General features: G+C 70.9%; 20 protein-coding genes. 15 read left to right on the plus strand and 5 right to left on the minus strand.

All coding sequences use genetic code 11. The features are described from left to right. Positions 1 to 17: 17 nt before the first annotated feature. The 5 genes from P6897_RS03735 (at position 18) to P6897_RS03755 (ending at position 1,393) form a co-directional block, all read left to right on the plus strand. Positions 18 to 209, plus strand: a complete 192-nt coding sequence (locus P6897_RS03735) for a helix-turn-helix domain-containing protein (protein ID WP_094262527.1) — start codon at positions 18 to 20, stop codon at positions 207 to 209. Between the two features lie 83 nt (positions 210 to 292). Next, the gene (locus tag P6897_RS03740; RefSeq protein WP_003792170.1) at positions 293 to 391 is read left to right on the plus strand and encodes an AURKAIP1/COX24 domain-containing protein; all 99 of its coding nucleotides are present in this window, start codon (positions 293 to 295) and stop codon (positions 389 to 391) included. Positions 392 to 505: 114 nt separating this feature from the next. Continuing rightward, positions 506 to 799, plus strand: a complete 294-nt coding sequence (locus P6897_RS03745) for a rhodanese-like domain-containing protein (protein ID WP_269267353.1) — start codon at positions 506 to 508, stop codon at positions 797 to 799. Between the two features lie 16 nt (positions 800 to 815). Next, the gene (locus tag P6897_RS03750; RefSeq protein ID WP_274178459.1) at positions 816 to 1,094 is read left to right on the plus strand and encodes a glutaredoxin family protein; all 279 of its coding nucleotides are present in this window, start codon (positions 816 to 818) and stop codon (positions 1,092 to 1,094) included. Further along, positions 1,091 to 1,393, plus strand: a complete 303-nt coding sequence (locus P6897_RS03755; RefSeq protein ID WP_112616703.1) for a Dabb family protein — start codon at positions 1,091 to 1,093, stop codon at positions 1,391 to 1,393. The genes P6897_RS03750 and P6897_RS03755 overlap by 4 nt, the downstream gene beginning before the upstream one ends. A 36-nt stretch (positions 1,394 to 1,429) precedes the next feature. Here the strand turns inward: P6897_RS03755 and P6897_RS03760 are convergent, their stop codons facing one another. Together P6897_RS03760 and aspS are read right to left on the minus strand one after the other, a co-directional pair. Continuing rightward, a complete protein-coding gene (locus tag P6897_RS03760; RefSeq protein ID WP_282502140.1) occupies positions 1,430 to 2,608 on the minus strand; it encodes a mechanosensitive ion channel family protein in 1,179 nt (392 codons plus the stop codon). 104 nt (positions 2,609 to 2,712) lie between these two features. Further along, complete coding sequence (aspS, locus tag P6897_RS03765) at positions 2,713 to 4,053, minus strand: aspartate--tRNA(Asn) ligase (RefSeq protein WP_064956100.1); 1,341 nt, start codon at positions 4,051 to 4,053, stop codon at positions 2,713 to 2,715. A 99-nt stretch (positions 4,054 to 4,152) separates the two neighbouring features. Here aspS and P6897_RS03770 point away from each other — a divergent pair, with 99 nt between their 5' ends. From P6897_RS03770 to ccsB, 6 genes are all read left to right on the plus strand, one after another. Continuing rightward, positions 4,153 to 4,878 carry a DedA family protein gene (locus P6897_RS03770; RefSeq protein WP_274178461.1) on the plus strand — a complete coding sequence of 242 codons (726 nt, stop codon included), beginning with the start codon at positions 4,153 to 4,155 and terminating at the stop codon, positions 4,876 to 4,878. A gap of 67 nt (positions 4,879 to 4,945) precedes the next feature. After that, positions 4,946 to 5,587 (plus strand): histidine phosphatase family protein, encoded by a 642-nt coding sequence (locus P6897_RS03775; RefSeq protein WP_282502141.1) that lies wholly within the window; start codon positions 4,946 to 4,948, stop codon positions 5,585 to 5,587. Further along, positions 5,587 to 6,201, plus strand: a complete 615-nt coding sequence (locus P6897_RS03780; RefSeq protein WP_282502142.1) for a TlpA disulfide reductase family protein — start codon at positions 5,587 to 5,589, stop codon at positions 6,199 to 6,201. Before P6897_RS03775 ends, P6897_RS03780 begins: the two co-directional genes overlap by 1 nt. Beyond that, complete coding sequence (locus P6897_RS03785) at positions 6,198 to 7,037, plus strand: cytochrome c biogenesis protein CcdA (RefSeq protein WP_282502143.1); 840 nt, start codon at positions 6,198 to 6,200, stop codon at positions 7,035 to 7,037. Before P6897_RS03780 ends, P6897_RS03785 begins: the two co-directional genes overlap by 4 nt. Continuing rightward, positions 7,018 to 8,796: a cytochrome c biogenesis protein ResB gene (locus P6897_RS03790; protein WP_274178463.1), complete on the plus strand. Its 1,779-nt coding sequence runs from the start codon at positions 7,018 to 7,020 to the stop codon at positions 8,794 to 8,796. Before P6897_RS03785 ends, P6897_RS03790 begins: the two co-directional genes overlap by 20 nt. 5 nt (positions 8,797 to 8,801) lie before the next feature. Beyond that, positions 8,802 to 9,869: a c-type cytochrome biogenesis protein CcsB gene (gene ccsB / locus P6897_RS03795; protein ID WP_282502144.1), complete on the plus strand. Its 1,068-nt coding sequence runs from the start codon at positions 8,802 to 8,804 to the stop codon at positions 9,867 to 9,869. A gap of 627 nt (positions 9,870 to 10,496) precedes the next feature. Here ccsB and P6897_RS03800 read toward each other — a convergent pair. Together P6897_RS03800 and P6897_RS03805 are read right to left on the minus strand one after the other, a co-directional pair. Next, the gene (locus P6897_RS03800) at positions 10,497 to 12,548 is read right to left on the minus strand and encodes a YhgE/Pip family protein (RefSeq protein WP_282502145.1); all 2,052 of its coding nucleotides are present in this window, start codon (positions 12,546 to 12,548) and stop codon (positions 10,497 to 10,499) included. Then, positions 12,545 to 15,370: an MMPL family transporter gene (locus P6897_RS03805; protein WP_282502146.1), complete on the minus strand. Its 2,826-nt coding sequence runs from the start codon at positions 15,368 to 15,370 to the stop codon at positions 12,545 to 12,547. The genes P6897_RS03800 and P6897_RS03805 overlap by 4 nt, the downstream gene beginning before the upstream one ends. Before the next feature lie 126 nt (positions 15,371 to 15,496). Between P6897_RS03805 and P6897_RS03810 the strand changes: the two genes are divergently transcribed. Continuing rightward, positions 15,497 to 16,114 (plus strand): TetR/AcrR family transcriptional regulator, encoded by a 618-nt coding sequence (locus tag P6897_RS03810; protein ID WP_282502148.1) that lies wholly within the window; start codon positions 15,497 to 15,499, stop codon positions 16,112 to 16,114. Between the two features lie 18 nt (positions 16,115 to 16,132). Here P6897_RS03810 and P6897_RS03815 read toward each other — a convergent pair whose 3' ends face one another. Beyond that, a complete protein-coding gene (locus P6897_RS03815) occupies positions 16,133 to 17,122 on the minus strand; it encodes an o-succinylbenzoate synthase (protein WP_282502545.1) in 990 nt (329 codons plus the stop codon). 47 nt (positions 17,123 to 17,169) lie between these two features. Here P6897_RS03815 and P6897_RS03820 point away from each other — a divergent pair, with 47 nt between their 5' ends. The 3 genes from P6897_RS03820 to P6897_RS03830 are packed head-to-tail and all read left to right on the plus strand — an operon-like array spanning position 17,170 to position 20,227. After that, the gene (locus P6897_RS03820) at positions 17,170 to 18,069 is read left to right on the plus strand and encodes a 1,4-dihydroxy-2-naphthoyl-CoA synthase (RefSeq protein ID WP_114588152.1); all 900 of its coding nucleotides are present in this window, start codon (positions 17,170 to 17,172) and stop codon (positions 18,067 to 18,069) included. Between the two features lie 17 nt (positions 18,070 to 18,086). Continuing rightward, complete coding sequence (locus P6897_RS03825) at positions 18,087 to 19,247, plus strand: AMP-binding protein (protein WP_274178469.1); 1,161 nt, start codon at positions 18,087 to 18,089, stop codon at positions 19,245 to 19,247. An 11-nt stretch (positions 19,248 to 19,258) separates the two neighbouring features. Then, positions 19,259 to 20,227 (plus strand): 1,4-dihydroxy-2-naphthoate polyprenyltransferase, encoded by a 969-nt coding sequence (locus tag P6897_RS03830; protein WP_282502149.1) that lies wholly within the window; start codon positions 19,259 to 19,261, stop codon positions 20,225 to 20,227.

Here is a 20,227-nt window from a genome sequence, read left to right on the forward strand (position 1 = left end):
GGGGGAAAGGGATGACGATGGCCGAGCTGCCCGATGTGCGCTTCCTCACCGTTGCGGAGGTGGCCGAGATCATGCGGGTGTCGAAGATGACGGTGTATCGCCTCGTGCATTCCGGCGAGCTGCCGGCTGTCCGCTTCGGTCGGAGCTATCGCGTGCCCGAATCTGCCGTTCGCGACGCCGTGCAACGGCCGATCGCCGACGTCGGCTAGACTGATCCGAGGCATTTTTCGCGAGGTGCCTGTTCCCGGACGCAGACGAGATGCGTCCAGACCCTGACATAGTGAGGTTTTCCGTGGGTTCTGTCATCAAGAAGCGCCGCAAGCGCATGGCGAAGAAGAAGCACCGCAAGCTGCTTCGCAAGACTCGCCACCAGCGCCGCAACAAGAAGTAAGTCGCGGCGACGTCACTGAGCGCCCCATTCGGCTCCGGCCGAGGGGCGCTTCGTGCTTTCCGGATGCGGCCGCCCCACTGCGCCGCGGCCTAGGCTGAACGTGGAGGAACGAGCATGAAATCCATCACCATCGACGAGCTCCGCGCGGGCCGCGACATCCCCCTCATCGACGTCCGCGAGGATCACGAGTTCGCCGCGGGACGGGTCCCCGGCGCGATCAGCATCCCGATGTCGCAGCTCGGTGAGCGGATCGACGAGCTGCCCGACGGCGCCTTCGATGTCATCTGCCAGGCCGGCGGACGGTCGGCCCAGGTCGTCGCCGCCCTCGAGGCACGCGGCTACGACGCCACGAACGTCACCGGCGGCACGGGCGAGTGGGCCTCGCGCGGCTTCGAGCTCGAGCGCTGACAGCGGCGCGCCACCGATGTCCACGCTGACGCTCATCTCCAAGCCCGGCTGCCACCTCTGCGACGTCGCCCGCGAGATCGTCGACACCGTCGTGGCCGACCTGCCCGGTGAAGCGGACGTCGAGGTCGTCGAGAGGTCGATCTTCGACGACCCGGCGCTCTTCGAGCAGTGGTGGGAGAAGATCCCCGTCGTGCTGATCGACGACCGCCTCCACGCGCACTGGCGCGTGTCGGCCGACCGGCTGCGCGCCGCGCTGACCGACGAAACCCCGACCCCGACCGAGGAGTCCGCATGACCATCCGCCACGTCGTCGCCTGGAAGCTCGCCGCCGAAGACCCCGAGACCCGGGCCGAGCACGCCGCCGAGGTGGCGCGCCGCATCCAGGGTCTCGTCGGTGTCGTCCCCTCGATCCGTTCGCTGAGCATCGGGCCGAACGCGGCTTACGCCGATGTCAACGGCGACGTCGCCCTCGTCGCCGACTTCGACGATGTCGCCGGTCTCGAGGCGTACCAGGTGCACCCGGCTCACCAGGAGGTCGCCGCCTTCGTCCGCGGCGTCGTCGCGAGTCGCATCTCGGTCGACTTCGAGGTCTGAGCCACCCGGCCTCAACCGGCTCGCCCCGAGGGGGTCTCAGTTCCGCCGATCGCGCTCGGCGAGCTCGTCCGTCATGACCACCGGGATCGCGTTCGTGAACGTGCTCGCCCGTCGTTCGGCCTCGGCACTGCCGGTGAAGAGCCCGTCGTTGGTCGGGGTGGGGTCGTGCGTGATCGGGTGGTCGGTGTGGTGCCCCGGGGCCGTGGCATCCGACATGACGATCCGCTGAACCGGAACGGCCTGCGGCATCGTGCGCTGCACCCACGTGACCATCGCTTCGCGCACGAGGCAGCGGAGGTCGAACAGCGTGGGAGCGTCCTTCGCGGTGACCAGGATGCGCACGCGGACGTAGCCGGCGACGGCATCCGTCACCTGCAGCACCGACGTCCGGCGATCCCAGAGGTCGGTCTTCTCGAGCACGTCGTGCAGGTGCGCGCGCATCGCGGCGGGCGAGACGTTCCAGTCGAGATCCATCTCGACGGCCCCCAGCAGCTCGGAGCCGCGCCGCGTCCAGTTCTCGAACGGCGTCGTGGTGAAGTAGGTGCAGGGGAGGACGAGCCGGCGGTCATCCCACAGGTCGAGCACGACGTAGCTGAGTGTGATCTCTCCGACGCGGCCCCATTCGCCGTCGGCCACGACGACGTCGTCGACGCGCAGAGCGTCGCTGAAGACGATCTGCAGCCCCGCGAAGACGTTGGCGAGCACCGATTGGGCGGCCAGTCCCGCGACCACCGACGCGATACCCGCGGAGGCCAGGACGCTCGCCCCCACCGCCCGCACCGAGTCGAAGGTCAGGAGGGCCGCGCCGAGGCCGATCACAATGATGATCGCCACGGCCAGACGCCGCACGATGAGCATCTGCGTGCGGATACGGCGGGCGACGCGGTTGTCCGGCACATCGATGCGGTAACGGCCGAGCGCGATGTCGGTGACGACCAGCACGAGAGAGGCGAGCAGCCAGGCGCTCGCGGCGATGATGACGATCGTCAGCAGCTGGCTCAGGGCCGACCGCCAGAGCTCGTCGGGGAAGGCGGCCTGCACGGCGGCCCACAGGACGATGGCGACGAGCAGCGAACGGAACGGCGCGCGCGAGCGGCGGCCGAGCACCTCCGGCCAGCGTTGCCGTCGCGCGGCGATGCTCAGCGCCACATGAGCGACCACAGCGATCACCACGGCGACCGCGAGACCCACCAGCACCGCGATGGCGAACTCCATCCACCCGTCCCACATACGTCGTACTCCTTCCGTCACGGGAGAAGCCACGATACGGGCGGCGGCGGACGCTGCCTGAGCGCTTGCCGGGTGCGTGGGGTGTTGTGTTACGGGGCGAGGCGCGTCGGCCCGCGGAAGAGGTACGTGACCTCGCGGATCGACGATTCACCGAGCAGCAGCATCAGCACGCGCGCGAGGCCCATGCCGAAGCCGCCGTGCGGCGGGGCGCCGTAGCGGAAGAAGTCGAGGTAGAAGTCGAGGTGCTCGGGGTCGAGACCCTTCTCCTTCGCCTGCTCGATGAGAACGTCGACGCGGTGCTCGCGCTGCGCGCCGGTCGTGATCTCGACGCCGTTGAAGAGCAGGTCGTACGACTTGGTCAGCCCGGTCTCCTCGTCGCGCATGTGGTAGAAAGCGCGGATCTCGGGGTGGTAGTCGGTGATGAAGACGAACTGGTGACCGTAGGTCTCGAGCACGTGCGCCGAGATCTGGCGTTCGCCCTCGGGGTCGAGGTCGCCGTCGGTGCGCGGGATGTCGTAGCCGCGTGCCGCGACGATCTCACGGGCCTCGGCCAGGGGGATGCGGGGGAACGGGGTCTGCGGAACCTGTACCTCGACACCGAACAGTTCGGCGATCTCGTCGCCGTGCTTGTCCTTGACGGCCTGGAAGGCGAACTGCAGCAGCTCTTCCTGCATCGCAGCGACGTCCTCGTGCGAGTCGATCCAGCTGATCTCGGCGTCGATCGAGGTGAACTCGGTCGCGTGCCGCGAGGTGAACGACGGGTCGGCGCGGAAGACGTCGCCGATCTCGAAGATCTTGCCGAAGCCCGCCGACTGCGCCATCTGCTTGAAGAACTGCGGGCTCTGCGCGAGGTACGCCGTCTTGTCCTCGAAGTAGGGCACCTCGAACAGCTCGGCGGCCGACTCGGAAGCGGAGGCCATGAGCTTGGGGGAGTGGATCTCGATGTAGTCGCGCTCGATCCAGTACGTGCGCATCGCGTGCTCGAGCGTCGTCTGCACGCGGAAGATCAGGTTGTTGCGGCGCTGACGCAGGTCGAGGAAGCGCCAGTCCATGCGCTTGTCGAGACCGGAGTCGGCCGCGATGGGCGTCTCGGGGAGGGCGGCGGCCGCGATGTCGAGGGCGCCGATCTTGATCTCGACGCCGCCGAGCTTGACGCGCTCGTCGTGCTTGAGCTCGCCCGTGACGGTGAGGAACGTGCCCGTCGAGAGGTTCGAGATCAGCTCGGTGAGGGCGAGGGCCGCGGCATCCTGCTCGCTGCCGTCCTCGGCCGGGCGCGTCGCGGGGTTGACCAGCTGCACGGCGCCGGTCTCATCGCGGAGGATGACGAACTGCACCTTCTTCTGATCGCGGACGGTCTCGACCCATCCGGACACCGAAACGGGGCCGTCGGGGCGGGCCTGCAGCTGCTGGACGAGAACGCGTTCACTCACGAGGGGAGAGTCTACGCGTCCAGCAATCTCCGACGTTGCCGTCCTAGGCTGTGCGCGGGGCCCGGCCGGGCATCCGATCACCGAGCGCGAAGGCACCCGATGACCGTCATGACCCGCACCGCCTACGCCCACGCGTCGGAGGCCTCCGCAGACGAGGGCGGGTCGTGGCTGACCACGCTCGCCGACTGGACCGTCTCGCTCATGGACACGATCGGGCCGGCGGGGGCGGCGATCGCGGTCGGCATGGACAACCTGTTCCCGCCGATCCCCAGTGAGGTCGTCCTGCCGATGGCCGGGCTCGCGGCCTCACGCGGATCCTTCACGCTCGCCGAGGCGATCCTGTGGACCACGTTCGGGTCGGTCTTCGGCGCGTACATCCTGTACTTCCTCGGCCGCTGGCTGGGAGCGGACCGGCTGCGCCGCATCGCCGACCGGATGCCGCTGGTGACCGGCGACGACGTCGTGCGGTCGGTCCACTGGTTCGAGAAGCACGGCTCGATCGCGGTGTTCTTCGGACGGATGGTGCCGCTGTTCCGCAGCCTCATCTCGATCCCAGCCGGGGTCGCGCGGATGCACTGGTGGAAGTTCGGCCTGCTCACCACCGCGGGAAGCCTGATCTGGAACTCGATCTTCGTGATGGCCGGCTTCCTCCTCGGCGAGAACTGGCACATCGTCGAGCGCTACGCCGAGACCTTCCAGCTGATCGTGATCGTCGTCGTCGCGGTGCTCATCGTCTGGTTCGTCGTGAAGCGCGTGCGCGATCTGCGTCGCGATCGAGCCGCGGGCGCGGGGCCGGCACCGGAGCCGAGCGCCGAGGGATCCTGACCCACCGGCTGCCGGCCGATCGGGCGCTCAGGGTCCGCATAGGAGCCGCCGCCGTAGACTGGAGACCGTGCCCGCAGCCCGTCTCCATCTCGTGCGCCACGGTGAGGTTCACAACCCCCAGCGCGTGCTCTACGGACGGCTGCCGCACTTCGGACTGAGCGAGGACGGACGGCGCATGGCCCGTTCGGCCGCCGAGCACGTCGCGTCGCTCGACCGCCCGGTCACCGCCCTGATGTCGTCGCCGCTGCAGCGCACGCGCGAGTCGTCCGAGCCCTTCACCGAGCTCTTCGGCCTCGATCCTGTCATCGACGAACGAGTCATCGAGCCGCACAACGTCTTCGAGGGTCGGCGCATGCGCAACGCCCTCGTCAACCCCTGGAACTGGTGGCACCTGCGCACGCCGGCGACTCCGAGCTGGGGTGAGCCCTACCTCGAGATCGTCGCGCGCATGGATGCGGCCATGCGCGACCTGTGGCACTCGACCGATTCGGGCGATGCGGTGATCGTCTCGCACCAGCTGCCGATCTGGATCACCCACCTCGCGGTCGCCCGCGAGCCGCTGCGCCACGACCCGCGTCGGCGCCGATGCGCGCTCTCGAGCGTCACGAGCTTCGAGCTCTCCGACGGGGGAGAGCGCGCCGCGTGGCGCGAGGTCGCGTACGCCGAGCCCGCATCGACCGCGGGCGCCGTCGATGTAGGAGCAGTCTGATGAAGCGCCGCCTTGTGGCCGCCGTCCTCGCACTCGGACTCGCGGCGGGCCTCGCCGCCTGCTCGAGCCCCAACGACGACCTCGCCGGGCAGTACCGCGACGGCGACAACAAGGGGTTCATCTCGGGCGATGGCACGACCACCGAGATCCCCGAGGCCGAGCGCGGCGCTCCGATCGCGTTCAGCGGCACGGCCGTCGACGGCTCGACGATCTCGAGCGCGGACTACGCCGGCAAGCCGCTCGTCCTCAACTTCTGGTACGCGCAGTGCGGCCCGTGCCGCGCCGAAGCGCCGCTGCTCGAAGAGGTCTACACCGATACGCAGGAGGTCGGCGCGGAGTTCCTCGGCGTCAACATCTACGACGGTCCCGAGCAGGCGTCGGCCTTCGAGCGGAACTACGGCATCAGCTACCCCTCGCTCCTCATGCAGGGCGACAGCGAGCTGAAGCTCGCGCTCGCGGCATCCGCGTCTGTCCAGGCGGCGCCGACGACGCTCGTGCTCGACACCGAAGGGCGCGTCGCGGCCCGCATCGTCGGCCAGCTGCGGGATGCCGGCATCCTCCGCACCCTCGTCGAGGACGCCGCGAAGGCGGGCGCCGTCGCGGGATCGTCGTGAACCCGGGCGAGATCGTCTTCGGCGGAGCCCTGTGGCTCGCGGTGCCGATCGCCGTGCTCGCGGGACTGGTGTCGTTCCTGTCGCCGTGCGTGCTGCCGCTCGTCCCCGGCTACCTGGGCTTCCTTGGCAGCGCGGTCACGCCGCGCGAGCCCGCTGAGCGGGTCGCCAGCCGCGGTGAAGCTCGGAAAATGTCGGGAAGCTCGGAGGATGCCGCCGGATCGGTCCGCGTTTCGGCGGATTCCCCGACGTCCGCGCCGGGCCGCGGACGCCTCCTGCTCGGTGTCGGGCTGTTCATCGCGGGGTTCACCGTGGTCTTCCTCGCGATGGGCGTCTTCGCGGGCACGATCGGCCGCGCATTCTTCGAGTACCAGGAGGTCATCACGCGCGTCCTCGGCGCCGTCGTGATCGTCCTGGGGCTCGTGTTCGTCGGCATGTTCGGCTTCGCGCAGCGGATCTACCGGCCGCAGCTGCGGCAGAACCTCGGCCTCGCCGGAGCGCCGTTGCTCGGCATCGCGATGGGCATCGGCTGGGCGCCCTGCATCGGTCCGACCCTCGCCGCGATCCTCTCGATCGCCCTCAGCCAAGCCGACCCGACCCGCGCCGGGGTTCTCGCCGTGGCGTACTCGCTGGGCCTCGGCATCCCCTTCGTCCTGCTGGCGCTGGGCGCGAGCTGGGCCACCCGCTCGGTGGCCTTCGTGCGCCGCCACATCCGCGTCGTGAACATCGCCGGGGGAGCGCTGCTCGTCGTCCTCGGCCTGCTGATGGTCACCGGCGTCTGGACCACGATCATGTCCGTCTTCCAAGGAGTGGTGGCCGGTGTCCCGACCTTCCTCTGACCAGGCCGATCCCTCGGCGCCGCTGCGACCGGGCGACCACTCCGACGCCGCTCCCGCGGCCGAACCCGCCGACGGCGACCGCGAGATCACCCAGCCCCAGCTCGGCTTCGTCGGGTGGCTGCGGTGGGGCTGGCGGCAGCTGACGAGCATGCGCACGGCGCTGGTCCTGCTGCTCCTGCTCGCGATCGCGGCCATCCCGGGGTCGATCGTGCCGCAGCGCAGCGCCGACCCCAACGGCGTCACCCAGTGGCGCACCGACAACCCCGATCTGTACCCCATCCTCGATGCGCTGCAGATGTTCGACGTCTACACCTCGGTGTGGTTCTCGGCGATCTACATCCTGTTGTTCGTCTCGCTCGTCGGGTGCGTCATCCCGCGCACGAAGCACCACTGGCAGGCCATGAAGTCGCGCCCGCCCCGCACCCCCGTGCGCCTGTCACGGCTGGCCGATCACCGCACGGTCGGAGTCGCCCTGCGCGACGACGAGGATGCCGCGGCCGCGGCGTCGGCGGCCGTCGACGAGGCTCAGCGACAGCTGCGCAAGTCGGGTTACCGCGTCGAGCGGTACGACTCGGGCCAGGTCGCATCCGTCTCGGCCGAGCGGGGCTATCTGCGCGAGACGGGCAACCTCGTCTTCCACGGTGCGCTCGTGGGCGTGCTGATCTCGGTCGGCATCGGCGGCGGGCTGACGTACACGGGTCAGACCGTCATCGTCGAGGGTGACACGTTCGTCAACTCGCTCGGTCTCGGGTACACCTCGTTCAACCCGGGCCGCTTCGTCGACACCGACCAGATGCCGCCGTACTCGCTGACCCTCGACAAGTTCGACGTGACGTACGGCCCGTTCAGCGGGGGACCGGGTCACGGGATGGCCGGAGACTTCCTCGCCCACCTCACGGTGACCGAGCCCGGGCAGGAGCCGCGCGACGGGGAGGTGCGTGTCAACCACCCCTACGGGATCGAGGGTGACCGCGTCTATCTGATGGGCAACGGCTACGCCCCCACGATCACCGTCCGCGACGCCGCCGGCGAGGTCGTGTTCAGCGAGGACGTGCCGTTCCTGCCGCAGGACAACAACATGACCTCGATCGGCGTCGTCAAGATTGCCGACGGGATGCCGAAGCAGCTCGGATTCGCCGGCTTCTTCTACCCGACGGCAGCGACGCTCGAGACGGGGGCCATCGCCTCCGCCTACGGCGACCTCACCAACCCGCTCGTGACCTTCCGTGTCTACGAGGGCGACCTCGGCATCGACGACGGGACGCCCCGCTCGGTCTACACGCTCGACCCGACCGGCATGGAGCAGATCGCCGGCGGCGACGCGGAGGCCGCGTCGCTCGAGCTCGAACCCGGTCAGACCGTCGACCTCCCGGGCGGTCGTGGCACCGTGACCTTCGAGGACCAGCGCGCATCCGGCGCTCAGGAGGCGGTCAAGCGCTACGTCTCGCTGTCGATCCACCGTGACGTGGGGGCGCCGTTCGTGCTCGTCTTCGCGATCCTCGCCACCCTCGGCCTGCTCGCGGGGCTCTTCGTGCCGCGGCGGCGCCTGTGGGTCAAGGCGACCCCGGTAGACGGAGCGATCCGCCTGGAGTACGCCGGCCTCGCCCGCGGCGAGGACCCCGCGATCGCGCAGGCGGTCGCCGACATCTCCCGCAGTCACCTCGCCGCCCTCGGGCGCGATGAGGTCGAGCTGCCGCCCGAGGCCGAGCGTCCGCGCCGTCCCCGCCCCGCCCGCGCGCAAGCGCCCGACGTAAACTGAGGATTATGCCCGAAGACCTGTCGCTGGATGCCGTCTCGGTCCTGCTCGTCTGGACAGCGGTGGCTGTCTACGCGCTCGCCTTCATCGCCTACGCGATCGATCTGGCTCGTCGTTCCGACCTCGCGCTGAAGACGAAAGACTCCGTCCCCGCCGCGGCGGCGGCTCCCGCCCTCGTCGCCGCAGGCGGTGCGCGGACGATCGGCGAGATCCGCGCCGCGGAGGCGCAGGCCGAGCTCGCGCTCAACGCCCGTCCCGCCGACCGCCCGCGCCTGCTGTGGGCGCGCATGGGCACGACCCTGACCTGGATCGGGTTCCTCTTCCACCTCGGAGCGACCGTGCTGCGCGGCATCGCCGCCGAGCGGGTGCCGTGGTCGAACATGTACGAGTTCGCCCTCACCGGGCTGCTCCTCGTGGTGATGGTCTACCTCGTCGTGCTCTTCCGGTACGACCTCCGGTTCCTCGGTACCTTCATCACGGGGCTCGCGGTCGTGTTGCTCGGCGGCTCGGTCCTCAACTTCTACGTCGCGGTGGTGCCGCTCGCCGACCCGCTGAAGTCGATCTGGCTCGTCATCCACGTCTTCGTTGCCTCGCTGGCGTCGGCGTTCTTCGCGCTCGCGTTCGCCCTGTCGATCGTGCAGCTCATGCAGGCGCGACGCGAGGCACGCGCGATCGCTCGGGTCAGCGCCGAGGCTGGGGATGCGGCATCCGCGGGATCCGCTCCGCAGCGCGACGGTGCGCGGTTCCTGCGTACGCTGCCGAGCGCCGACGCCCTCGAGTCGCTCGCCTACCGCTTCGCGATCATCGGCTTCATCTTCTGGACCTTCACCCTCATCGCCGGCTCGATCTGGGCCAACGACGCGTGGGGCCGGTACTGGGGCTTCGACACGAAGGAAGTGTGGACCTTCGTCATCTGGGTGCTCTACGCCGGCTACATCCACGCTCGCGCGACGCGCGGTTGGCGCGGAAACCGCAGCGCCTGGCTGTCGATCGTCGGCTTCTCAGCGGTGCTGTTCAACTTCATCATCGTCAACCAGTTCTTCAAGGGTCTGCACGCCTACAGCGGCCTGAGCTGACCCCTCGCCGGGGTGCTGGGAGTCGCCTTCGGTTGGCAGCAGGCGCCCATTCTCGTCGCTGGAGGGGGCGTGAACTGCCCACTCAACCTTGCCGGGGTGCGGGGCGTCGGCTCGGTTGGCAGCGTGTGCCCATTCCCGTCGCGCGTGGGGGCGCGAACTGCCAACTGGGAGTCGCCTGTGGTGCGCGGCGTCGGCTCGGTTGGCAGCAGGCGCCCATTCTCGTCGCGGGAGAGGGCGTGATCTGCCAATTGAACCTTGCCGGGGTGCGGGGCGTCGGCTCGGTTGGCAGCATGTGTCCATTCCCGTCGCGGGAGGGGGCGCGAACTGCCAGCTGGGAGTCGCCCGCGGTGCGCGGCGTCGCTTCGGTTGGCAGTAGCTGCCCGTTCTCGTCGCTGGAGGGGGCGTGAACTGCCAGCTGGGAGTCGCCCGTGGTGCGCGGCGTCGCTTCGGTTGGCAGCGGGCGCCCATTCCCGTCGCGGGAGGGGGCGTGAACTGCCAACTCAACCTCGCCGGGGTGCGGGGCGTCGGCTCGGTTGGCAGCATGCGCCCATTCCTTTCGCTCGAGGGGGCGTGAACTGCCAACTCACTCGCTCCGCCCCGCCTCAAGAGAAGGCGGGGCGGAGCGAGTCAGACGGCGGCGGGGCGCAGCACGTCGCGCACCGAGGTCGTGCGCGCCCGGGCCGTGACGATGACCGTGACCACGAGTGAGATCGCCGTCCACACGAGCAGCCCCGCAACCGCGGCTCCGCCACCTCCGGCCGAGGTGAGCACCGCGAGCAGGCCCTGGTAGGCGGATGCCGTCGGCAGCAGCCCCGCGATCTGCGACAGCACTCCGGGCACGGTCGAGACGACTCCCGTGGCCACCGCCAGCACGGCGACACCGGCCGCGACCCATCGGCCCGCTCCGCCGAGCAGCGCGACGAGGGCCTGGTTCACGGCGGCGAAGGCGACACCCGCCAGGGCGGAGAGTCCGGCGAACGCGGCCCACGTCCACGGGTCGTACGAGGCCGCGAGCTGCACGACCACCGCGACCAGGACGCCCTGCACGAGCCCGACCACCGCGGCGGGGGCGAAGGCCCGCAGCGTCAGCAGGAACGACGGGCGACGTGAGGTCAGCGCGCCGCGGGGGACGGACTGCAGCGCGACGAAGGATCCGATCGCGCCGAGCCACAGGGCGAGGCCCGTGAGCAGCGGGATGGCCGAGGCGCCGAACAGGTCGGGCCCGAGCCCCTCGGCCTCGACGGGGGCGGCCACGACGCTCGCGAGGTCGGTCGCCTGCTGGTCGGTGTACGACGGCAGCGCCGCCGTCGCGGTGTCGAGGCCGTCGGCGAGGGTGCCCGTGCCGTCGGCGACGGTTCCGACGCCGGTGGCGAGGTCGGTCGCACCGCCCGCCAGCTCGCCGGCGCCGGAGGACAGCTGCGCGGCGCCGTCGGCGGCGGATCCGGCACCCGCGGCGAGGGCCGAGGCGCCGGAGGCCAGCTGGCCGCCTCCGGCTGCGAGAGCGTCGGCACCGTCGGCGAGCTCGGTCATGCCGTTCGCGAGCTGCGTCGCCGCACCGGCGGCCTGCTGCAGACCGGAGATCAGCTCGGGCGCGGAGGCCGCCAGTCCCGAGACCTGTCCGGCGATCTGACCGGACTGACCGATCGCACCGGTGACCTCGGGCAGGGCGCTCTGCGTGCGCGCGGAGACGGCGCGAAGGGCGTCGCAGACCTGCGCCGATCCACCGTCGGCCTCGCAGCTCGCCGCGACGGCCGCGAGCTCGTCGGCGGCCTGCGTCACGCCGGTCGCGATGCGGTCGGAGTTCTCGGCGAGGTATTGCGCTCCGGCAACGGCCTCGGCGGGGATCTCGGGAACGCTCAGCCCGCTCAGCGACTGCGACAGCTGGGTCGCGAACTCGTTGGTTCCGCCGGCGAGGGTGCGCGCGCCCTGCGCCCAGGTCGTCAGGCCCGTCTGGGTCGCCGCGGCCCCGTCGGAGAGCTGCGAGGCACCGGTCGCGAGCTGGCCGACCCCGTCCGAGAGGGTGCCCGCACCGCTGGCCAACTGGCCCGCACCGTCGGCGAGCTGCGTGGCGCCGTCGGCTGCCTGCCGCCCGCCGTCGGCGAGCTGTCGGGCGCCCGAGGCGGCATCTCCGAGCTGATCTCCCAGCGTCGTGAAGCCGAGGAACACGTTCTCGAGATAGACCGTCGAGAGCTGCGAGCCCATGAGCGAGGTGGCCGCCTGTGTGATCTGCGCCGTGATGGCGTCGTCGACGACGAGGCTGTCCGGGGCGGTGTCGACCCGGATGGTGGCCTTCTCGGGCGTGCCGCCCGGGGCGGTCGAGGTGGCCGCGGCCGAGAAGCCGCTCGGGATCGTGACGACGGCGTCGTAGGTGCGGTCGGCGAGCCCGGCCCGGGCGTCCTCGTCGTTCGAGATGACCCAGTCCAGGTTGCTCGGGACCTCGTCCGACCCGGCGACCAGACCGGCGGTCAGCTGCCGGCCGAGGGGCGCGAGCTGACCGTTGACCTCGACCGCCTGGTCGTCGTTGACGATCGCCGCCCGCATGTTGTCGAGGCGCTCGACGGGGTTGTAGAGCGCTGCGACCAAGACGCCGCCGATGAGGACGGGCAGCAGGATGACGCCCACGATCGTGAGCCAGGTGACGGGCTTGCGCGAGCGGGCGCGCTCGATGAACAGGGTCATGACGGGATCACCTCGGTGTTCGGGTGCGACGGTTCGGACGCGGATGTCGCGGATGCACCGCCGTGCAGGGGGAGGGTGTGGGGCGCCGGGCGATGGGCCTCAGCGAGGATGTCGAGCACGCCGAGCTCGCGCCGGACGATCGCCACGACGGTGAGGGCACCGGCCCCCGCGTGGCGTTCGTCGAGGTCGGATGCCGCATCGCGGAGCACCGCGGCGGCCTGATCGCGGTCAGCGCCGGCGAGGGCGTCGAGTCCGTCGACCACGACGATCGTCGCTCCGCCCGAGGTGGCGCGACGCAGCTCGGCCACCGGGTCGGTCGTGTCGTCGAGCAGCGCGAGGCCGACGTGCGAGCGGACCCACGGCGCCCGCTCGGGCAGCAGGTGCCCGCCGACGCGGAGCAGCCCCCCGTCGACGCGGAGCCGCCCGGAGACGGCGAGGGCGAAGGCGCGGCCGACGCGCGGATCGGGGTGGGAGACGACGAGCGACTCGCCGGGCTCGACCCGGAAGGTCGCGTCGGAGAAGACCGCCGCGTGGCCGTCGTCGTCGGCGTGGACGGCGACATCCTCTCCGACCAGGGCGGCGGAGGTGTTGCGCTCCGGCCACTCGCGCAGCGAGAGCTCGCGCTCGACGGCCTCGCCCTCGATGTCGAAGTGGGGGAGGACGCGGTCGAGCCAGCGCGGCATCCACCACGCCTTCTCACCGAGCAGCGCCATGACGGCCGGCACGAGCGTCATGCGGATGAGGAATGCGTCGACGGCGATGCCGACGGCGAGCCCCAGTGCGATCGGCTTGATCGACGAGTCGCCCTCGGGGACGAACGCGGCGAAGACGGCGAACATGATCACCGCCGCGGCCGTGACGACGCGCGCCGACGAGGTGAAACCGGAGCGGACAGCCCCGACGGCGGTGAGGCGATCCGCGCGGCCGCCCCGGTCGCGGCGGGCGTGGACGTAGTCCTCGCGCATCCGCGAGACGAGGAAGACCTCGTAGTCCATCGCGAGGCCGAACAGGACGCCCATGAGGATGATCGGCATGAAGCTGATCACGGGCCCCTCGCGGGTGACGTGCAGCAGGTCGGCGAACCAGCCCCACTCGAAGACGGCGGCGACGACGCCGAAGGCGGCGAGCACCGACAGCAGATATCCGAGCGCGGCCTTGATCGGCACCCAGATCGATCGGAACACGATCGTCAGCAGGATGAGCGAGAGCCCGACGACGAAGACACCGAAGGGCAGCAGGGCTTCGCCGAGCCGATCGGAGATGTCGATACCCACGGCGGTGAACCCGGTGACCTTGAGGTCGACACCGTACTCGTCGAGCAGGCGGTCGTGCTGTGCCCGCAACTCGCGCACGAGGTCGGCCGTCTCGGGGGAGTCGGGTGCGGTCTCGGGCACGATCTGCACGAGCCCGGTGTCGGCGGTCTCGTTGGGGGTGGCGAGCGCGACCTCCTTCACCCCGGGAATGGTGGCGATGTCATCGCCGATGTCCTGCATCAGGGTCAGCGGATCGTTCGAGGTGACGATCGTCCCGGTCATGATCAGCGGACCGTTCGCGCCGGGACCGAAGTGCTCGGCGGTGAGGTCGTACGCCTGCCGGGCCTCGCTCGAGAGCGGCTGCACCCCCGCGTTGGGGAGGGCAAGGGTCAGGCTCGCTGACGGGATCGCGACGACGCCGAGACCCGCGATGACCGCGATCGTGGTGACGAGCGGATGCCGCGTGACGCCGCGCACCCAGCGCTCCGAGAACGATCGACGGGGCGCGGCCGGTCGCTTCCGCGACCGCTTCGCTCGGCGGGGCCAACCGGCGACACGAGCTCCGGCGAAACCGAGGAGCGCGGGAGTGAGGGTGACGGCGACGACGACGGCAATCGCGACGGCAACGGCTGCAGCGATGCCCATCGTCGTGAGGAAGGGGATGCCGGCGAAGCTGAGCCCGATCAGTGCGATGAGCACCGTGATGCCCGCGAACGCGACGGACGATCCCGCGGTTCCGGTCGAACGGGCGGCGGACTCCTCCGGGTCCATGCCCGCACGCACCTGGTCCTGATGTCGGGCGGCGATGAAGAGCGAGTAGTCGATGCCGACGGCGAGGCCGAGCATGACCGACAGCAGCGGGGTCGTCGACGACACCGAGGCGAACTGCGTCGCCACGAAGATCATCGCCGTCGCGAGCGCGACCCCGATGAGAGCGCTGACGAGCGGGAACCACGAGACGGCGAATGAGCGGAACGTGACGATGAGGACGAACAGTGCCACCAGCACACCGATCACCTCGACGATCGACAGCGCCGGGATCGAGGTCGAGAACAGGTCACCGCCCAGCGCGATCTGCGTGCCGTCGGGTAGGTCCGCCCGCATCCGGTCGGCCACCGAGGTGAGCGCGTCCTTCGTCTCTGCGCTGACCGAGGTCGCCTCGCCGTCGAACTGCACGCGGACGATCGCGGCCCGGTCGTCCTCCGAGACCAGGCCGGAGACCGTCTGGTCGAACGGATCGGTCACGGCGAGGACGTCATCACCCAGGTCGCCGAACGCGGTCACGGTGTCGGCGATCTCGCCGGCGAACGGCTCGTCGCGCACGCTGTCTCCCTCGGGGGCGACGACGACGAGCTGCGCGCTCGTGCCGCTCGCCTGGGGGAACGTGCGGTTCAGCAACTCCAGCCCCTCCTGCGCCTCGGTCCCCGGGATCGAGAAGGAGTTGTCGGTGCCCTTGTTCAGCAGCGCCGCTCCGCCGCCGGCGATGACGAGGATCAGCAGCCACGAGACGAGGACCCGCCAGGGGTGACGGAACGACCAGCGTCCGAGGGTGAACAGGAGTGTGGACACGGGCGCTCCAGGTCTGATCGATCGTCATGGTTGTTCGATACAGCGCTGTATCCGATACACCAATGTATCCTAGGTTGATCACCCATCGATCAGGCTGGACGATCGGTGTGAAACACGAGGAGCACCATGGATGCCGAGGCCCGCCCGGCCACCCGCAGTCGCGAGAACACGCGCGCCCGGCTGCTGGACGCCGCCGCCGAGGTGTTCGCCGAGGTGGGGCTGGATGCCGCGTCGGTCGAGGCCGTCTGCGACCGCGCCGGATTCTCGCGCGGCGCCTTCTACTCGAACTTCGACTCCAAGGGCGAGCTCTTCCTCGCCCTGGTCGAGCGGTCCTCCAGCGAGAAGCTCGACCTGGTCGCCGACCGCGTGCGCGCCCTCGACCGCACCGCGGCGCCCGACCCGTCCTCGCTCGTCCCCCAGGTCGTTGGCGTCTCGCTCGCCGGCATGGAGCCCCGGCTGGTGTCCGAGCTGCGCACGCAGGCTCTGCGCGACGAAAGGATGGCCGAGGCGTACCTTCGCCTGCAGGACGGCATCGTCGAACGGGTCCGGGTGATCGTCGACGACATCCGGAAGGTCTACGAGCTGCGGTTCCGGCTGCCGGTCTCGGAGGTCGCGCAGCTCATGGTCGACCTCTCCGATGCAACGTGCGAGCGGGCGGCGGTCGAAGGGCTCGGCGAACCCGAGACGACGCGGCTGCTGCACGAGCGCATCGGGCAGCTCGCGACCGCGCTCCTCGACGCCTGAGGCCCGAGCGACCTGCGCTCAGCGCGCCTGTGCGAGCACCGCGTGGCAGCGCTCGAGCCGCTCGCGCCACCACCGCTGCCGCTCCGCGGACGGGGCGAGCGCGGCGACGGCATCCCGGTCGACCGTGACCCGTCCGGTCGCGAGCTCACCCGAGAGCGGACGCAGGGCGGGGGTCGCGACGTCGTCGACGAAGAGGGAGGCCGTTCCCAGGCCGCAGTCGAAGTCGAGGTTAGGCAGGGCCGCCGCCAGGGTGACCCCCATCGACAGGCCGACGCTCGTGTCGAGGGCGCTCGAGACCACCGCGGGTAGACCCGCCTCTGCCACCAGAGCGAGCGCACGCCGGACGCCGCCGAGCGGCTGCGCCTTGATGACGAGCAGATCGGCGGCACCGGCTCGCGCCACCGCGAGCGGGTCGTCGGCCTTGCGGACGCTCTCGTCGGCGGCGATGGGAATTCCCATGTAACGCACACGGCGGCGCAACTCGGCGAGCTCCTCGACGCTCGCGCACGGCTGCTCGACGTACTCCAGGTCGTACTCCGCCAGGGCGTGGAGCGCGTGCTCGGCCTCGTCGAGGTTCCACACGCCGTTCGCGTCGATCCGCACACGCCCCTCGGGGCCGAGCGCCTCGCGGACCGCCCGCACGCGGGCGACGTCGTCGGCGAGCACCTGGCCGCGCTCCGCGACCTTGACCTTGACCGTGCGGCATCCGTCGTACCGCGAGAGCACCTCGGCGACGCGCTCGGCCGCGACGGCCGGCACGGTGGCGTTCACGGCGACGCGCTCGCGGACCGGCGCGGGCATCGCGGTCCAGCCGAACTCGAGCGCGGCGGCCAGCCAGGTCGCGGCCTCACCGTCGTCGTACTCGGTGAACGGCGAGAACTCCGTCCAGCCCTCCGGCCCCTCGAGCAGCAGCGCCTCTCGCACGTCGACGCCGCGGAAACGCGTCGTCAGCGGCAGCGCCACGACGTGCGATCGGTCGAGCAGCTCGGCCAGGGAGGGGAGGGGCATGGCGGGGTCCACGCGTTCATCCTCCCACCGCGGCATAGGCTGGCGGCATGGTCTCGGAACTGTTCGATCCCGCGGAATGGTCGCTCGCCCCCGGGGCGGACGCCTACACCGACATCACCGCTCACGTCTCGACCGACGGGCGCATCGCGCGCATCGCGTTCGACCGTCCCGAGGTGCGCAACGCCTTCCGCCCGCACACGGTCGACGAGCTGTACCGCGCGCTCGACATCGCGCGCCAGGACCCGCGCATCGGCGTCGTGCTGCTCACCGGCAACGGTCCGAGCGCGAAGGACGGCGGCTGGGCGTTCTGCTCGGGCGGTGACCAGCGCATCCGTGGCCGCGACGGCTACAAGTACAGCGATGACGAGAGCGCGGTCGCCGATCCGGCCCGGGCCGGGCGCCTGCACATCCTCGAGGTGCAGCGCCTCATCAGGTTCATGCCGAAGGTCGTCATCGCCGTCATTCCGGGTTGGGCTGCGGGCGGCGGGCACTCCCTGCACATCGTGTGCGACCTCTCGATCGCCTCGGCCGAGCACGGCCGGTTCAAGCAGACCGACGCGGATGTCGGGTCGTTCGACGCCGGGTACGGCTCGGCGTACATGGCGCGGCAGGTCGGCCAGAAGATCGCCCGCGAGGTGTTCTTCCTCGCGGAGGAGTACTCCGCGCAGCGCGCCTACGAGATGGGCGCGGTCAATCGTGTCGTCCCGCACGCCGAGCTCGAGCGCGAGGCGATCGCGATGGCCCGCACGATCCTCGGCAAGTCGCCCACCGCGATCCGCATGCTGAAGTTCGCCTTCAATGCGATCGACGACGGAATGGTCGGCCAGCAGGTGTTCGCGGGCGAGGCGACGCGGCTCGCCTACGGCACCGACGAGGCCGTCGAGGGGCGTGACGCCTTCCTGCAGAAGCGCGACCCCGACTGGTCGCCCTACCCCTACCACTTCTGAGATGGCTCGCCTCTGACATGGCGGTCGACCTCGTCCCGGTCGCGTCGGAGCCCCGCGCGGTGCTCCGGGCCCTTCGGCAGACCCTCGACGGTGCCGGGCCGGCGCTCGCCCTCGGCGCGCCCGCCGGCACGAGCGCTCCGGCGCAGGCGCCGCCGGGAACCGTCGCCGTCGTCACGACGTCGGGGTCGACGGGGGTGCCCAAGAGCGTCGTGCTCAGCCGTTCGGCCCTCATCGCCAGCGCCGCGTCGACCGCGGCCCGCATCGGCGAAGGGCGCTGGCTCCTCGCCCTGTCGCCCGGGTACGTGGCGGGGCTGCAGGTGATGGTGCGCAGCCTCCTCGCGGGGCACCAGCCGGCCGTCCTCACGGGGTCGTTCTCGCCCGCCGCCTTCGCCGCGGTCACCGCGTCGACGCACTCGAGCGTCGGCGGGCAGCGTGCGGCGACGTTCACCTCGCTGGTACCCGCCCAGCTGGCCGATCTGCTCGATGCGGCCGAGACGAATGCCGCCGTCGCCGACGCCCTGCGGGCCTACGAGGCGATCCTGGTGGGCGGGCAGGCGCTCCCGGCGTCGCAGCGCGAGCGCGCCACGCGGTTGGGGGCGCGCATCGTGCGCACCTACGGCTCGACGGAGACCAGTGGCGGATGCGTCTACGACGGCGTCCCGCTCGACGGGGTAGGGGTGCGGATCGTGGCCGGCGAGGTGCAGCTCTCGGGCCCCATGCTCGCCGACGGCTACCTCGGCGAGCCCGACCGCACGGCGGCATCCTTCATCGTGGACGACGGTGTGCGCTGGTACCGCACCGGCGACGCGGGGGAGTTCGACGAGAACGTGCTGCGGGTGACCGGGCGCGTCGACAACGTCATCATCTCGGGTGGCGTCAACGTCTCGCTCGACCGCGTCGAGGCCGTCGTCCGGGAGCGACCCGGACTCGCGTCGGCCGTCGTCGTCGCGACGGCCGACGAGCGATGGGGGCAGGCGTCCGCCGTCGTCGTCGAGATCGCAGCGCTCGCCGAGATCGGTGCCGACGAGTCGGCTCTGCTGTCCGAGATCCGGGACACGGTCGGCGACCGGCTCGGCAAGCCGGCGCGCCCGGCACGGGTCGTCCCGGTCGAGCGCATGCCGGTGCTCGCGAGCGGAAAACCCGACCGTGCGGCGTTGCGTCGCATGCTCGCGATCTAGGATGATCCCTCGTGGCTCGCTCGTCTCGCTCCCCGAAGTCGTCTCGTCCCGCGCCGCGCGGCGGTAACCCCGCCAAGCGCGGCCTCGTCTCGGCTCCGCCGCCGCGGAAGGCGACGGCTCGCGACTGGATCGGCGCGGCGCGGCTGCGCACCCTGCCGCTCGCGATCACCCCGGTTCTCATCGGCACGGGGGCGGCGATGCTCGTCGACCGCGACCTGCACTGGGTCATCGCGCTGTGCTGCCTCGTGGTCGCGGTCGCACTGCAGATCGGCGTCAACTACGCCAACGACTACAGCGACGGCATCCGGGGCACGGACGATGTGCGCGTGGGTCCCGCGCGACTCACCGGCGGCAAGCTGGCGAAGCCCCGAACGGTGCTCATCGTCGCCCTCGGGTTCTTCGGTATCGCCGCCGTCGCCGGCATCGCGATCGTCGTGCGGACGGGGCACTGGTGGATGCTGCTGGTCGGGGCCGCCTGCGTCGTCGCGGCGTGGTTCTACACGGGTGGCAAGCGCCCGTACGGCTACGCGGGTCTCGGCGAGCTCTTCGTCTTCGTCTTCTTCGGCCTTGTCGCAACCGTCGGCACGACCTTCGTCCAGGCCGGATTCGTTCCCCAGGAGAGCTGGTTCGGCGCGGTGGGCGCTGGGCTCCTCGCGTGCGCCGTGCTCCTGGCGAACAACCTGCGCGACATCGACCAGGACCGCATCGCCGGCAAGCGCACCCTGACGGTCCTGATCGGCCGGACGGCGACGCGCATCGTCTTCACCCTGTTCGTCCTGGCGCCGTTCGCGATCGCCGTGCTGCTCGCCCTGGTCTATCCGATCGCCTGGCTGAGCCTCTTCGCGCTGCTGCCGGCTCTGTCGGCCATCCTCATCGTCTGGACGTACCGCCAGCCGCGTGAACTGGTCGTCGCCCTCGCGCTGACCTCGTTGACGTCCGTCGCGTACGGCGCGTTCCTGTTCTGGGCCTTCGTCGGCTGA

It is taken from the genome of Microbacterium sp. BDGP8, assembly GCF_029991045.1.
GTDB classification, from domain to species: Bacteria; Actinomycetota; Actinomycetes; order Actinomycetales; family Microbacteriaceae; genus Microbacterium; species Microbacterium plantarum.